At 66.0% G+C, this 14756-nt stretch carries 18 protein-coding genes and 1 pseudogene; 6 read left to right on the forward strand and 13 right to left on the reverse strand.

Annotated elements, in window-relative coordinates:
• A partial coding sequence (locus AC628_RS36015; RefSeq protein ID WP_143201993.1) for a LysR family transcriptional regulator occupies positions 1-307 on the reverse strand: 307 nt, incomplete at its 3' end.
• Between the two features lie 279 nt (positions 308-586).
• Between AC628_RS36015 and AC628_RS36020 the strand changes: the two genes are divergently transcribed.
• The 3 genes from AC628_RS36020 to AC628_RS36030 all read left to right on the forward strand — a co-directional run bounded on the left by AC628_RS36020 (position 587) and on the right by AC628_RS36030 (position 4104).
• Positions 587-1900, forward strand: coding sequence for an MFS transporter (locus tag AC628_RS36020; RefSeq protein WP_074131435.1), 1314 nt, complete (start codon positions 587-589; stop codon positions 1898-1900).
• A gap of 21 nt (positions 1901-1921) precedes the next feature.
• Positions 1922-2995, forward strand: coding sequence for a tartrate dehydrogenase (locus AC628_RS36025; RefSeq protein WP_074131436.1), 1074 nt, complete (start codon positions 1922-1924; stop codon positions 2993-2995).
• Positions 2996-3345: 350 nt separating this feature from the next.
• Complete coding sequence (locus AC628_RS36030) at positions 3346-4104, forward strand: haloacid dehalogenase type II (RefSeq protein ID WP_245321502.1); 759 nt, start codon at positions 3346-3348, stop codon at positions 4102-4104.
• A gap of 278 nt (positions 4105-4382) precedes the next feature.
• Here the strand turns inward: AC628_RS36030 and AC628_RS36035 are convergent, their stop codons facing one another.
• From AC628_RS36035 to AC628_RS36080, 10 genes are all read right to left on the reverse strand, one after another.
• Complete coding sequence (locus AC628_RS36035; protein WP_074131437.1) at positions 4383-5147, reverse strand: serine acetyltransferase domain-containing protein; 765 nt, start codon at positions 5145-5147, stop codon at positions 4383-4385.
• 164 nt (positions 5148-5311) lie between these two features.
• Positions 5312-5803 carry a DUF2852 domain-containing protein gene (locus tag AC628_RS36040; RefSeq protein ID WP_074131449.1) on the reverse strand — a complete coding sequence of 164 codons (492 nt, stop codon included), beginning with the start codon at positions 5801-5803 and terminating at the stop codon, positions 5312-5314.
• A gap of 130 nt (positions 5804-5933) precedes the next feature.
• Positions 5934-6647 (reverse strand): TetR/AcrR family transcriptional regulator, encoded by a 714-nt coding sequence (locus AC628_RS36045; RefSeq protein WP_074131438.1) that lies wholly within the window; start codon positions 6645-6647, stop codon positions 5934-5936.
• Positions 6648-6740: 93 nt separating this feature from the next.
• Positions 6741-7274 carry a dihydrofolate reductase family protein gene (locus tag AC628_RS36050; protein WP_074131439.1) on the reverse strand — a complete coding sequence of 178 codons (534 nt, stop codon included), beginning with the start codon at positions 7272-7274 and terminating at the stop codon, positions 6741-6743.
• Positions 7275-7495: 221 nt separating this feature from the next.
• A complete protein-coding gene (locus AC628_RS36055; protein WP_074131440.1) occupies positions 7496-7861 on the reverse strand; it encodes a YciI family protein in 366 nt (121 codons plus the stop codon).
• Between the two features lie 146 nt (positions 7862-8007).
• Positions 8008-8433, reverse strand: a complete 426-nt coding sequence (locus tag AC628_RS36060; RefSeq protein ID WP_074131441.1) for a YciI family protein — start codon at positions 8431-8433, stop codon at positions 8008-8010.
• A gap of 155 nt (positions 8434-8588) precedes the next feature.
• Positions 8589-9005 (reverse strand): YciI family protein, encoded by a 417-nt coding sequence (locus AC628_RS36065; RefSeq protein WP_074131442.1) that lies wholly within the window; start codon positions 9003-9005, stop codon positions 8589-8591.
• Positions 9006-9123: 118 nt separating this feature from the next.
• On the reverse strand, positions 9124-10329 hold the full coding sequence (locus tag AC628_RS36070) for a serine hydrolase domain-containing protein (protein WP_074131443.1): 1206 nt from the start codon (positions 10327-10329) through the stop codon (positions 9124-9126).
• Positions 10330-10402: 73 nt separating this feature from the next.
• Positions 10403-10774, reverse strand: a complete 372-nt coding sequence (locus AC628_RS36075; RefSeq protein ID WP_074131444.1) for a nuclear transport factor 2 family protein — start codon at positions 10772-10774, stop codon at positions 10403-10405.
• 142 nt (positions 10775-10916) lie between these two features.
• Positions 10917-11591 (reverse strand): glutathione S-transferase family protein, encoded by a 675-nt coding sequence (locus tag AC628_RS36080; RefSeq protein ID WP_074131445.1) that lies wholly within the window; start codon positions 11589-11591, stop codon positions 10917-10919.
• 170 nt (positions 11592-11761) lie between these two features.
• On the opposite strand from AC628_RS36080, the gene AC628_RS36085 reads away from it, so the two are divergent.
• Complete coding sequence (locus tag AC628_RS36085) at positions 11762-12550, forward strand: SDR family NAD(P)-dependent oxidoreductase (RefSeq protein ID WP_074131446.1); 789 nt, start codon at positions 11762-11764, stop codon at positions 12548-12550.
• Between the two features lie 157 nt (positions 12551-12707).
• Here the strand turns inward: AC628_RS36085 and AC628_RS36090 are convergent, their stop codons facing one another.
• Complete coding sequence (locus tag AC628_RS36090; RefSeq protein ID WP_074131447.1) at positions 12708-13277, reverse strand: histidine phosphatase family protein; 570 nt, start codon at positions 13275-13277, stop codon at positions 12708-12710.
• Between the two features lie 7 nt (positions 13278-13284).
• Positions 13285-14037, reverse strand: coding sequence for an adenosylcobinamide-GDP ribazoletransferase (gene cobS, locus AC628_RS36095; RefSeq protein WP_074131450.1), 753 nt, complete (start codon positions 14035-14037; stop codon positions 13285-13287).
• A gap of 153 nt (positions 14038-14190) precedes the next feature.
• Here cobS and AC628_RS45920 point away from each other — a divergent pair.
• Positions 14191-14301: pseudogene (locus AC628_RS45920) on the forward strand (nicotinate-nucleotide--dimethylbenzimidazole phosphoribosyltransferase); the annotation flags it as partial.
• A 28-nt stretch (positions 14302-14329) separates the two neighbouring features.
• Positions 14330-14756: nicotinate-nucleotide--dimethylbenzimidazole phosphoribosyltransferase (locus AC628_RS36100; protein WP_283806735.1), on the forward strand; the 427-nt coding region annotated here is incomplete at its 3' end.

Raw genomic sequence — 14756 nt, forward strand, 5'->3', positions numbered from 1 at the left:
CGGCGCTGTCGATCGCGCCGATCCGGAAGCGCCGCGCCTGCGGCTTGCGCAGCCGGCGGCGAAAGCCATCCTCGATCGCCTCGGCGCGGCCGAGCAGCGCGCGTCCCTCGCGCAGCAGGGTGGCGCCATCCTCGGTCAGCGACACCGCGCGCGTGGTGCGCGCGAACAGCCGCACGCCGAGGTCCTCTTCCAGCAGCTTGATGTGACGGCCAAGCGCCGACGGCATCATCTGCAGGCGCTGCGCCGCGCGGCCGAAATGCAGGTCCTCGGCGGCCGCGACGAAGCAGCGAAGCTGGTGCAGTTCCAAGATGTTTTTACTCCAGGGCCTATCCACCGTCATTGCGAGCCACCCGGTCGGCGCGAAGCGCCGCCGGATGACAGGCTCCGCGAAGCAATCCATTGCCACCGCATATGCGGAGCGGTGGATTGCTTCGTCGCTTCGCTCCTCGCAATGACGGAACCAAGATTATATCATTTTTTTGTATAAACCGGCGCACCTTGAAGCGGAAGGGCGCGGCCTTCTAGGCTTCCCGGTGGTGCGGCGAAACGCGCCGTCCCAACAACAAGACGAACTCCGGGGAAGCCCATGGAAAGCCAGCTTGGCACGCGCGTGTTGCGCAAGATCTCACTGCGCATCGTGCCGTTCATCATGCTGCTGTACTTCGTGGCCTTCATCGACCGCGTCAATATCGGCTTCGCCTCGCTGACCATGAACAAGGACATCGGCCTGTCGCCGACCGTCTATGGCTTCGGCGCCGGCATCTTCTTCTGGGGCTACTTCCTGTTCGAGGTGCCCTCCAACATCATCCTGCACAAGATCGGCGCGCGGATCTGGATCGCGCGGGTGATGATCACCTGGGGTATCGTTTCGGCGGCGATGGCGCTGGTGCAGGGCGCGACCAGCTTCTACGTGCTGCGCTTCTTGCTCGGCGCCGCCGAAGCCGGCTTCTTCCCCGGCATCATCCTCTACCTCTCCTACTGGTTCCCGGCGCGGCAGCGCGCCGCCGTCACCGCGCTGTTCATGGCTGCGGCGCCGCTCTCGACCGTGCTCGGCTCGCCGGTCTCCGGCGCGCTGCTGGAGATGGACGGCCTGCTCGGCTTCAAGGGCTGGCAATGGCTGTTCGTGCTGGAGGCCGTGCCCGCCGTGCTGCTCGGCTTCGTGGTGCTGAGCTTCCTCACCGACCGGCCGGAACAGGCCAGATGGCTTGCCGACGACGAGCGCGCCTGGCTGGTCAAGACCATGAAGGCCGAGACCGACGGCAAGGCCGCGACCGCGAGCCACAGCATCTGGCGTGGTCTTGCCGATCCGCGCGTGCTGGCGCTGGCGCTGGTCTATTTCGGCACCTCGGCCGGGCTCTACACACTTGGTGTGTGGGCGCCGCAGATCATCAAGGCGTTCGGCCTGTCGTCGATCCAGGTCGGCTTCCTCAACGCGGTGCCGGCGACCATCGCCGTGATCGCAATGGTGCTGTGGGCGCGGCATTCCGACCGCACCGGCGAGCGCACCTGGCACGTGGTGCTGGCCTGCCTGATGGCGGCGGCAGGTTTAGCGCTCGCGGGATTGTGGACCGGGCTTGCTGCCGTGATTGCGGCGCTGACCTTGGTCAACATCGGCATCTCCTCCTCGAAGCCGCCGCTGTGGAGCATGCCGACCATGTTCCTGTCGGGCTCGGCCGCCGCGGCCGGCATCGCCACCATCAACTCGATCGGCAATCTCGGCGGCTTCGTCGGACCTGCGATGATCGGCTGGATCAAGGACCGCACCGGCAGCTTCGACGGCGGTCTCTATTTCGTCGCCGGCCTCCTGGTGCTGTCAGCCGTGCTCACGCTGCTGCTGTCGCGCACCCAGAGCGCCCCCGCACAATCCGAACCGCAACCCAATCCCGTGCAAACCCGCTAACGCCAGATCCGGAGACAAATCATGCGTACCCATTCCATCGCCGCCATCCCCGCCGACGGCATCGGCCCCGAAGTGATCTCCGCGGGCGTCCGCGTGCTGGAGGCGCTGGCGAAGCGCTCGGGCGACATCAGCTTCAACGTCAAGACCTTCGGCTGGGGCTCGGACTATTACAAGAAGCACGGCGTGATGATGCCGGCCGATGGGCTCGCGGAGCTCAAGAAGTTCGACGCGATCTATTTCGGCGCGGTCGGCGCGCCCGACGTGCCCGACCACATCACGCTGTGGGGCCTGCGGCTGCCGATCTGCCAGGGCTTTGACCAGTACGCCAATGTGCGGCCGACCAAAATCCTGCCCGGCGTCGCCTCGCCGCTGCGCAATGTCGGCGTCGGCGATCTCGACTGGGTGATCGTGCGCGAGAACTCCGAGGGCGAATATGCCGGCATGGGCGGCCGCGCGCACAAGGGCCTGCCGGAAGAGGTCGGCACCGAAGTCGCAGTCTTCACCCGGGTCGGCGTGACCCGGATCATGCGCTACGCGTTCCAGCTCGCGCAGTCGCGGCCGCGCAAATTCCTCACCGTGGTGACCAAGTCGAACGCGCAGCGCCACGGCATGGTGATGTGGGACGAGATCGCGGCCGAAGTGGCCAAGGACTTTCCCGACGTGACCTGGGACAAGATGCTGGTCGACGCCATGACGGTGCGGATGACGCTCAATCCGAAGAGCCTCGACACCATCATCGCGACCAACCTGCACGCCGACATCCTGTCGGATCTCGCCGGCGCCCTGGCCGGCAGCCTCGGCGTGGCGCCGACCGGCAACATCGACCCGCAGCGCCGCTTCCCCTCGATGTTCGAGCCGATCCACGGCTCGGCCTTCGACATCACGGGCAAAGGCATCGCCAACCCGGTGGCCACCTTCTGGACCGGTGCGCAGATGCTGGAGCATCTCGGCGAAAAGGACGCCGCGGCGCGCCTGATGGCGGCAGTCGAGAAGGTGTGTGCGGCCGGCGTGCTGACGCCCGACGTCGGCGGCAAGGCGACCACGAAGGAAGTGACGGACGCGGTGATCGACGCGATCCATGGATCGAATGTATGAGGCGAGCACCTACGATCGCTGCATGCAGGTGAGTTGAGCACGCTAGTCGGGCTCCCTCCCCCCTTGCGGGGGAGGGTTGGGGAGAGGGGTACCGCTTGCTCCGTTCTCCGCTAGAAGGGCGATGCTCGCTACGCAGGTTGATGCAGCGATATCGCATCTCGTCGATCGCACCCGGGGCCACCCCTCACCCCACCCTCTCCCACAAGGGGAGAGGGAGCCTGAGAGGCGCGCTCACCTGACGAAGGTTTTGGCTGCTTCCAATACCCGCTTCCGATACCGCAACCGGGGACAGAACCGTGCTACCCGATCTAACCAGACGAAGCTTTGTGGCCGCCGGAGGACTATCGATCATGGCCGCGATGACGGGGATGCAGCCGGCAAGGGCCGCGACGTGGCGCGATGAGATTCGCGCGATCGCGTTCGACGTCCAGGGGACGTGCGTCGACTTCTACCAGCCGATCCTGCGTGCCGGGCAAGCCGTCAACGCCGTGAAGGGGCTCGCGCTCGACTGGGCAAAGCTCTCGAGCGAATGGCGCGATCTCTATCGTGCCGCGCTCGACGACGTGATCGCCGGCAAACGCCCGTGGATCCGGGTCGATCGCATCTATCGCGAGGCGCTGGATGTGCTGCTCGATCGCCACGGCCTCTCGGAGGCTTTCTCCAAAGATGAGCGCAACGAATTGAACACGGTGTGGAGCAACCTCGATGCGTGGCCCGACAGCGTCGACGGGCTGGCGCGCCTGCGCAGCCGTTTCGTGACCTCGACATTGTCGAATGCGGGCATGGCCGCGGTGGTGGCGGTGGTCAAGCACGCCAGGCTGCCGTTCGACGCCGTGCTGACTGCGGAGCTTGCACACAGCTACAAGCCGTCACCGGCGGTGTATCAACTCGCCGTCGACTATCTCGGCTATCCCGCCGACAAGATCCTGATGGTCGCCTGCCACAAATACGATCTGAAGGCCGCCCGCGCCTTCGGCATGCGCACCGCGTTCGTCGCCCGCCCGCTGGAGTTCGGGCCTGCGGCGAAGGTCGACGTCGCGCCGGAATCCTGGTTCGACCTCCACGTCGACAGCTTTACGCAGCTCGCCGACGCGCTCGTGCCGGCGTGACGATGCGATCCAGGGATCAAATGTGTGAGGGGGGGGACGATCTCGTCGCATCATACAGTGAGGTGAGCAAACCGACAGGGCTCCCTCCCCCCTTGTGCGGGAGGGCTGGGGAGAGGGGTGCCGCTTGCTCGGATGACCATGAGGATTGGCGCCGCTCGCTGAGCACGTTGATAAACGATCGCCAAATCTCTCGCGTCAGCGCCCGGGGCCACCCCTCTCCCCACCCTCTCCCGCAAGGGGAGAGGGAGCCTGAGAGGCGTGCTCACCTGACGATCTCGCTAGAGCACCGGCACGCCCGCTTCCGTGCAATTGGTCAGCCGCGCCGGCACGCCGACGGCGGTGCAGCCGGCGGGCACGTCCGACGTCACCAGCGCGCCAGCGCCGATCTTGGCGAAATCTCCGATGATGAGCTTGCCGATGACAGTGGCGCCGGCGCTGAGCAGCACGCCACGGCCGATCGTCGGGGCGTGGTGCGGGTCGTCCTGATGCCGCGCGATGGTGACGTTCTGCAGGATCGTGACCTCGTCGCCGACCGAGGCCAACGCGCCGATGATGATGCCGGTGCCGTGATCGAGGAACACAGCGGTTCCGATTTGGGCTGACGGATGAATGCTGATCTGCAACTGATCCGCCGCCGCACTCTGCATCAGCAGCGCAAGGTCAGGACGGTCGTTCCGCCACAGCCAGTTCGAGACGCGCCAGGCTTGCAGCGCGACGTAGCCCTTGAAGTTGAGGAGCGGCGGCAGCAAGCCCGTGATCGCCGGGTCGCGACGGACGATCGCCACGAGATCGGTGGCCGCGGCGTCGACCAGCGCGGGCTCCGCCGCGAACGCCTCGCGGGCGGTCCGCATGAACTGCGCACGATCGGCATCAGTGCGGCAGATAGCCCGGCCGATCAGGAAAGCGAGCGCGCCGCCGAGGTCGCCTTGATCGAGGATGAAGGCAGCAGAGGCTTCGAGAAAGGGATCGGCCGCGATTGCAGCTTCCGCCTCGCGCCGGATCGCAGGCCAGAGTTCAGAACTCGCCGTCGCGGATGCCATCATCTTCGCCTCATCGTCCGGATCCTGGACGATACAGTGGGCATGACGATCGCAAAATGCAAACCGCCCGCTTGCTTGTCGCAAACGGGCGGCTCAGGGCCATCAGGTTTTATGGGGGCACATCGCCTGAAGGCTAGCTACTGCCTCGCGTGATCAGCCTTGCAAGATCAGCTCTGGGGCGGCTGGTCGTTCGGCGGGGTCGGACGGGTCTTGTGCTGCGCCATGAAGGCGTCGAACTCTTCCTTGTCCTTGGCGTGACGCAGGCGATCGAGGAAGTTCTTGAACTCGACCTGCTCCTCCTCGAGCCGGCGCAGCGTGTCCTGGCGGTACTCGTCGAAGGCGCGGTTGCCGCTGGAGGGCGGGCCGAAGCCGCCGAACGGGAAGCCGCGGCGCTCCATGCGGCTCTTCATCCGCTCCATCTTGTCCTGCATGCGCTCCATCTTGTTCGCCCAGCGATCCTGATCGTAGTGACTCCAACAGGCCATTTTTCTGCTCCCGAGTGTGAAAAAGAGAAGGGCGAGGCCGATCGGCCACCAGATCATGAAGCCGAGGATGATCCCGGCGATCTTCAGGGGATGCCACGGCGTCGCGTAGAAGTAGGGACGGTAGGGCTCTTCGACGGGGCCGCGCCAGCGATTGACATCAGCGGTGTAGGCCATTTCCTTCTCCATCACGGCATCACGCCGTTGTGAATGTAAATAACATTTACATAGGTAGCCGATCCCCCGGGAAAGTCAAGCAGCGCGGATGACGCACCCCTCGGATTATTTTTGGCTTGGCCGTTGAACCTTATTTCGGCTTGCCCCACGGACCCGCCTTCTCGCCCGCCGGCTTGTCGTCGGCGGCCGCGGTTCCCGGCCGCTGGTCGGTCCGGAAGCCGAGCCCGCGCAGATAGATCAGCACTTCCGCCTCGAGCAGGTCCTCCGGCGACATCGGCAGCTTGCGCCGCGCGGCGTCGCCGCGGCCGAACAGCGAGGCGACGCCATGCGACATCGACCAGATGTGCAGCGCCATCATCATCGCCGGCGGCCGCGGCATGCCCGGCGGCGCCAGCGCCGCGAGCCGTTCGGCGGCGGCGCGAATGATCGCGAACGCCCGTTCGCTTGCAGCCATTAGCGTTGGATTCGCATCAGGCGGCAGGCCGGATTCGAACATCGCGGAATAGAATGCGGGCTCTTCGCGCGCGAACGCGAGATAGGCCTTGCCGACCCGCTCGAACGCCGTGACGGTGTCGGGGCGGCCGTCGTCCCAGGCCTGCGTCAGCAAAGACTCGAACTGCTCGAAGCCGCGCTGCGCGATGCTGGCGATCAGTTCGTCGCGGTCGCGGAAGTGCCGGTATGGCGCGGCGGGGCTGACGCCGGCCATGCGCGCGGCATCGGCGAAGGTGAAGCCGGCCGGCCCCTTCTTCGAGATCAGGTCGAGGGCGGCCTGCAGCAACGCCTCTTTGAGATTGCCGTGATGATAGCCGCGCTCGGCGCGGCCTTGGTCCTTGCGCCAGCTCATGTGAACGGCTTTTACATGAGCCGGCGGTAAAGGTCACTAGCGGCGGGATCACGGGATCATCAAGATTAACGGACCGGCGGGCTGAACGCGCGACTAGGCGGGGACGTAGGTCAACCTGATCGTGTTCTCGCCCAGCCGATCGCTTGCCACGAGGCGCAGCGGGGCACGGGGGCCGGCGAAGAAGGGCTTGCCGCGCCCGAGCACGACGGGCCGGAGGTAGATCTGATACTCATCGATCAGGCCGAGCTCGGTCAAACGTCCCGCGAGCTCCGGTCCGGCGACTTCGATCTCACCGTCGAGCCGGGCCTTCAACTCGCGCACCGCCGCCCCGAGATCGCCCGCGACCAGGGTCGCGTTGGGCCCGACCGACGTCAGCGAACGCGACACGACCCATTTTGGCCGGCTCCGCCACGCGGCCGCGTACTCGCGCTCCTCCGCGCCCCAATCGGGGAGGTCGTCGTCCCAGTAGCGCATCACCTCGTACATGCGGCGGCCGTACAACATACCGGTCACGCCACGCACCTGCTCGATGAAATGACGAAAGAGCCCAGGTTCTGGCGGCATCGGCTGGTCGTGATCGACATAGCCGTCGAGCGACTGGTTCAATCGAAAGACGAGCTTCGCCATCGCGCAAAATCTCCACCCAGAGTTCAGATTGGATTGGGCCGGCGTGACGTGAGAGCGACGTCGCTCCCGGGGGATGGGAGCTGTCTCCGCGTGTCGCATCGTGGAGAAAGCCCCCACCCGCATCGCATCGATGATGCGATGCGACCTAAGAGCGAGCTTCGCTCGTCTCGACCCCGCAAGCGGGAGAGGTTCAGGGAACTGGTAGCCTAACGCCCCGGGGACTAGCGCCCCGGGATCGGCAGCACCGGCATGATCTCTACGGCTTCGCCCGGGAAGATCGAAAAATGCGGGTGGTTCTCGAACAGCTTTGCCGCTGCCTCATGCGACGCGGCGCGCACCACGGTGAAGCCGGTCATGAGATTGGCGATGTCGGTGGTGCCGCCGGCGCCGACCTTCTTGGTCTTGCCGAGCGGTCCGCCCATCTCGACGATGACGTCGTGATGCTTCTCGACCCAGGCGCCCCACGCGGCCATGCCCTGCTGCTCCTTGGCGCGCCGCTCAGTCTCGGGCAGCGCGTTCCAGGCTGCCATCCGCGAGCCGGTTTTGCCGCCGCCGAGATAGACGGCGAGGTAAGTGTTGCTGCTCATCTTGCGTCTCCGTTGTGGTGGTTGGTGGTTTGACGATCGGTTGGTGGCGCGACGACGCATTGCGGGCGGCATCGCATCTTGTTCGACTCCTTTGTTTTGCGCATGATCTTTCCGGAAAACCGCTGCGCACTTTTCCGGATCATGCGCTAACGCAGCGCCTTGCCCCGGCCGCCCTGCGGATGCTCGAAGGTGGCGGCCGCCTGCTGCACCTCCTCGGAGAAATCGGCCATCTCCTGCACCTGGCGGATCTCGATCATCTCGTTCGCGGTGGCCGGGCACTGCTTCGCCCATGCGATCGCTTCCGCGCGCGAAGCGACCTCGATCATCCAGAAGCCGCCGATCACCTCCTTGGCCTCGGTGAACGGACCGTCGATCACGACGGGCTCGCCGGTGTCGAACTTGACGCGCGCGCCGGCGGCCGGCGGATGCAAGCCCTCCAGCGTGATCAGCACGCCCGCATCCTTAAGCGCCTGATTGTACCGCATCATTGTGGCGACCCGTTCGGGGTCGAGCTCCAGCTTGGCGGGGGCGGACTCGTAGCCGAGCGGGATCATCAGCATCATGAAACGCATTGGTCGGATTTCCCTATCTGTTGAGGCACTCGCAATTTTCACCCTTGTCATTCCGGGAAGCGCTGCGCGACGCCGGCCCGCAATCCATGACTTGCGGCGCAGGTCGTGTATTCCGATCGCATCGGCGGCGCGAGGTCCCTGGATGAGGTCGGGGGTCATTTCTTTCCAGCCTGGGCGCGGAGGCGCTCTCCCTGCTCGCGCAACTCGGGTGTCAGCGCGTCGCCGAAATCGTCTGCCGATAACACCTGGCGGATTTCGATCTCGGAGCCGCTGTCGAACGGCGCGCGCTTCATCCAGCCGATCGCTTCATCGAGCGATTTGGCCTCGATCAGCCAGAAGCCGGTGACGAGGTCACCCGTCAGGCTGAACGGGCCGTGCGACACCGTGCTCTGCCCGCCGGCGTATTTGACCCGCGCGCCCTTGTTGGTCGGATGCAGGCCCTCGCCGGCCTGCATCACGCCGGCCTTGACCATCTCCTCGTTGAACTTGCCCATTGCGGCGAGCAGCTCGGTGCTCGGCATCACGCCGGCCTCGGTATCTCTGTTCGCCTTCACGATCACCATGAACTTCATCGTCGTGCTCCGTTGTCTGTGGGCCGATCTCAGCACCGGCGCTCGATTGAAAGACGACGGACGGTTTGCGCGACCGACACGGTCATTGAAATTATTTCCGAGGTCATTGACACGCGCTCTAGTCATCGATCGCCTGATAGGCGAGCGTCCAGAAATCCGAATACACCGGAAGCGGCTGCGGCGAATCCATCATGCGCTGGGTCAGCAGGATTCCGGTCATCGCCTCGCGCGGGTCGGAATACCAGGAAGTGCCGTAACCGCCGTCCCAACCGTAGCGGCCGGGCACATCACAGAGATCGTCCCGCGTGATCACGACCGACAGGCCGAAACCCCAGCCTCGCGCGCCGAGCAAAAACTCGGAGCCAAGTTTCTGTTCCGGCGTGATCTGGTTCGAGGTCATCAGATCCACCGAGGGACGCGACAGGATGCGCTCGGTGCCGAGCCGCCCGCTATTGAGCATCATCTGGGCGAAGGCGTTGAAATCGTCCGCGGTCGACACCAGCCCGGCGCCGCCATTCTCGAATGCCGGCGGCGCGGCATATTTGCCGGTCGCGGGTTCGTCGAACACTTTCAGCGCGCCGGTCGCGTGATCGCTGCCATAGCAGGTCGCAAACCGCGTCAGCTTGTGTTGCGGCACGTGGAAAGCCGTATCCTTCATGCCGAGCGGTCCAAAGATTCGGTCCTGCAGGAAGCCCGCGAACGAGGTTCCGGCAACGCGCGCGATCAAAACGCCGAGGATCAGGCTTCCGCTGTTGTAGAGCCAGCGCTCGCCGGGTTGATAGGCCAGCGGCAGCGTGCCGTAGCGGCGCAGCAACTCGTCCGGCGGAAACGACGGAAATACCGGCCCGGGCGCGAAGCCGGCATCCGCGATCGCCATCTGGATCGGATAGCGCGCCGGATACATCGGGATCATGCCGAGCCCGAGGCGGAAGGTGAGGAGATCGCGCAGCGTGATCGCGCGCGTTGCCGGCACCGTATCATCGACCTCGGATTCGATGGTGCGCAACACACGGCGATCGGCGAGCTCGGGCAGCCAGCGATCGAGAGGATCGTCGAGCCTGAGCCGGCATTCCTCGACCAGGATCATCGCGGCGACCGCCGTCACCGGCTTGGTCATCGAGGAGATGCGGAAGATGGTGTCGCGCTGCATCGGCGGCCCGCCCACCGCCATGCGTCCGAGCACATCGGCATGGATCTCGCCGCGACGGCTGACCAGCGCCACGAGGCCCGGTACGTTGCCATCATCGATATGCCGCGCCAGGACCTCGCGCATGCGTCCGAGCCGTGCCTGCGACAGACCACTGCCCTCACTCGCTATCGACATTGTCCGGTTTCCTTTGCAGAGTTCACGCTCGCCGCCGACGACGCCCGGGCGAGCGAGCGATCACGAGGCCGCCCTATCGCTCCTGCCTGACGAGTTCACCGTCCTGATACGACGGGCCGAAATAGACGTCGATCCGCGACACCTTGTCGCCGTCGAACACGAAGAACTCGGTGTTGCGGAAGCTCTTGCCGTCCTTCGCCACGCAGCGATAGGTGACGAAGGCCTCGACGCCGTCGACCATGATGCGCTCGATCTCGTGGCGGCCGATCCAGCCTGAGTCGCGCCAGCACTCGGCGAAATAGCGTGGCTTGTCGATGTTCTCGCCATAGGGCGTCGAGAAGCGGAAATCCTCCGCAAACGCCGCCTCGACGCTCGCGCGGTCATTGGCGAGATAGGCGGCGAAGAGGGAGCGGATAATCTCCGCCCTGTTGCCAGCTGCAGCCATGTCGTCTCCACACAGATCGCCCGGGCCTCCGGAGCGCCAAGCGCTCCAGAACCCGGGCCTCAGGTACAAGACGAATGGAACGGCGCGAAAGCGACATCGCGCCGTCATTTATTTTCGGGACGGGATCGGACCAGGGTTCCGGTCAGGACTCCCGGGGGAACATGCCGAAATAGGGCTCGGCCTCGTTGAGGACGCGGGCAAAGGACGACCGCGCCTTCAGCCGCTTGAGATAGGCAGCGAGATGCTGGTGGCCCTCTCCGATCGGCTCGACCTTGTTGCCATAGAACAGCGCCGGGGCGGCGGAGCAATCGGCCAACGAGAAGCGCTCGCCCATCATCCAGCCGCCATGCGCGAGGTACTGATCCAGGATCAGCAATTGCTGATCCAGGATCGCATAGGAGGTGCGGAGCTGCGCCCGCGCCTCGGCGACGCCATGCGGGTCCTTCTTGTCGGCGGGCCGCAGCCGGTCGCCGACGACCTTCTGCATCGGCAGATGGACATAGAGATCGAGGAAGCGATCGCGCAGCCGGGTCTGCAGCGCGAGGTCCGGGTCGTCCGGTATCAACTTGGCGGTGCCGGGATAATGCCGGTCGAGATACTCGATGACGATGCTCGATTCAGGCACCGTCTCGCCCCTCGTCTCGTCGCGAAGCACGGGGAAGCGGCCGATCGGCCACAGCGCAAGCAGCGCCGCGCGCTCAGCGGGATCGCCGAGATTGACCATGTGCGGCGTGAACGGCGCACCGTTCTCGTACAGTGCGACCAGCGCCTTCCAGCAGAACGAGGACAGCGGGTGGTAATACAATGTGAGCGACATTAGAACTCCATCATGGAACAGTGCCCCGAGGCCGACGCGCAGACCGCCGTGCCGACATCTCGTGCGCGGACTATTTTGCTCGAATGCGAGTCCGTTGACACGCCTCGGCAAAGATCGCAGACGAACTGGCCCGTCGGCCACACAGAAATACCCTAACAATGGACCGCACAATGACAGCGTCTCAACCCAAAGTCGCCCTCGTCACCGGCGCCGCGCGCGGCATCGGGCTTGCCGCGGCGAAGCGCTTTCTTGCTGACGGCTGGCGGGTCGCGCTGCTCGACATCGAGGATGAATTGCTGCGCGCCGCGGTCGCAGCCTTGAAGCAGCCCGACGACACGCTGGCGCTGACCTGCGACGTCTCCGATGCCGATGGCGTGACCAAAGCGATCACGGCGATCACCGGCCGCTTCGGCCGGCTCGACGCGCTGGTCAACAACGCCGGCACGGCAGTGTTCGCGCCGGTGCTGGAGACGTCCGACGCCGACTGGAACAGGATCATGGCGGTCAACCTCACCGGCCCGTTCCTGTGCACCAAGGCGGCGGCGCCGGTGATGCGCGAGCATGGCGGCGGTGCGATCGTCAACATTACCTCGATCTCGGCGGTGCGCGCCTCGACGCTGCGCTCGGCCTACGGCACCAGCAAGGCCGGCCTCGCCCACCTCACCAAGCAGCTCGCGGTCGAGCTCGCCTCGCTCGGCATCCGCGTCAACGGCGTCGCGCCCGGCCCGGTCGAGACCGCGATGGCCAAGGCTGTGCACACGCCGGAGATCCGCGCCGACTATCACGACGCGATCCCGCTCAACCGCTACGGGCTGGAGGAAGAACTGGCGGAAGCGATCTTCTTCTTGTGCTCGGATCGCGCGAGCTACATCACCGGACAGATCCTCGCCGTCGACGGCGGCTTCGATGCCGCCGGCATCGGCCTGCCGACGCTGCGCGGCCAGCGGCGGAATGGATGAGCTGCAGCCGCGCATTCGATGCTGCTCCGTCACCCTGAGGTGGCCGCTCCTTCAGCGGCCCTCGAAGGTTCGACGGCCCGGTCGGTGGCCCATTCATCCTTCGAGGCTCGCTCCGCTCGCACCTCAGGATGACGGAATTTCTAGTGCCGGAGAGTGATTAACACCCGTTCACCGCAACAACGCGCCACGCGTTCTCCAACCGGTCGATCCGCGTCAACGACAGCGGATCGATGACGAAGCGCAGCGCATGCTCCGGCGACAGCTCGAGCGCGATCGCGAGGATCGCGCGGATGGTGCCGGAATGCACCACCAGCACGACATCGCCTGCCGGCAGGCGCTTAAGCCCTGCCCGCGCACGTGCGATCTGGTCGGCAAAGCTTTCGCCGCTCGGCGGACGGTTGGTCCCCGGCGAATTCCAGAACGCGCGATAGGCCGCGGCACCGAGCTCTTGCTCGATCTCGCTGTGGCGACGGCCGGTCCAGTTGCCGAAATCCTGTTCGCGAAAGGCGTCGTCTTCCGTTGCCGTGAGACCGAGCCGCGCTGCGGTCTCGCTTGTGCGACGCGCCGGGCTGCAGACCGCGACCGCATCGGCCGGAAGCCTCGCCTGCAACGCGGCGAATGCAGCGGCATCGCTGAGGTCCGCGGGCGCATCCGGCGCATGGATCACGTCGCGCGGTCCATCGACCGGCGCGTGACGGATCAGCCAGAGATGCGTTTCGCCGTCCATTTTTCGCTTACCCCAACCGCGCCGCCAGCAACACCAGGATCGCGGTCTCCGCAACCTGCTCGGCGCCGCCAAGCACGTCGCCGGTCTGGCCGCCGATCTGCCGCTTTGCCAACAGCGCCATGGTCAGCGCGCCCGCCCCGGCCGCGATCGCCGCCAGCAGCGCGCTGCCGAAGGGCAGCACGAGGATTGCGATCACCAAGGCGATGCCTGCCGCAACCGTCGCGATCGCGCTATCAGGCCGGCCGGCATTGGCCGCGAGCCCATCCTTGCGCGCATAGGGCAGGCTGATCGCGATCCACGGCAGCACGCCGCGGCCGAGCGCATGCGCCGCGATCAGGCCCTGCACCACCATGCCATCGGGAAGCGCGGCCAGCGCCGCAAGCCTGCTGGCAAAGCTCACCACCAGCGCCAGCGCGCCATAGGTGCCGAGCCGGCTGTCGCGCATGATCTCGAGCTTGGCCGCAGGATCGCGGCCGCCGCCGAATCCGTCGGCGACATCGGCAAGCCCATCTTCATGCAGCGCGCCGGTCAGGAGCGCGCCGCCGCCGAGCGCCAGCGCCGCCGCGGCCATATCTGGGACACCGATCGTCCGCAGCAGCAGACAAAGCAGGCCGATAGCGGCCCCGATGCCCGCCCCGACCAGCGGAAACAGCCGCTGCGCCCGGGCAAAACCCTCCGGCCGCGCGCCGTCCGGATGCGGCATCGGCAGCCGGGTCAGAAAGCAGGTGGCGGTCCTCAGATCGTCGAGCAACTCACGCATGGTCGTGGCCTTCAAATTGCACTAAAGCGCGATGAGATCGGGCTGAATCTCATCGCGCTTTAGCCTCTTGATTGAGCATGATCTCCTCGGAAAACCGCTTCACACTTTTCCGGATCATGCTTTAGTTTGCGGCCCGCTCGACGAGGGAATCGCATGCAGTTCAATAGTCTAGACGACATCCGCAGCTTTTGTCGCGACCTGCCCGACGGCGACGAGGCGAGCGCTGCGGCGGCTACCGTGCGCCAGCAGAACCTGACCAAGCCGCCGGGCAGCCTCGGCCGCCTGGAGGAGGTTGCGATCTGGCTGGCGCGCTGGCAGCGGCGCGAACTCCCCCCGGCTCGACCAGGTCACCATCGCCGTGTTCGCCGGCAATCACGGCATCGCCGAGCGCGGCGTCTCCGCCTATCCGTCCGAGGTCACCGCGCAGATGGTGGCGAATTTTGCCGCAGGCGGTGCCGCGATCAACCAGATCGCAAAGCTCGCCGGGGCCGAGCTGCGCGTCGAGGCGCTCGAGCTCGCGCGGCCGACCCGCGATTTCACGATGGCGACGGCGATGGACGGCGCCGATTTCCTGGTCGCGCTCGACACCGGCTGGCGCACGGTGCCGGAGCAATGCGATTTGCTCGTGGTCGGCGAGATGGGGATTGCCAACACCACGGTGGCCGCGACGCTGTGCGCGGCATTGATGGGCGGGCGCGGCGCGCGCTGGGCCGGCCGCG

The sequence above is a fragment of the Bradyrhizobium sp. NAS96.2 genome (assembly GCF_001908235.1).
Taxonomy (GTDB): Bacteria; Pseudomonadota; Alphaproteobacteria; order Rhizobiales; family Xanthobacteraceae; genus Bradyrhizobium.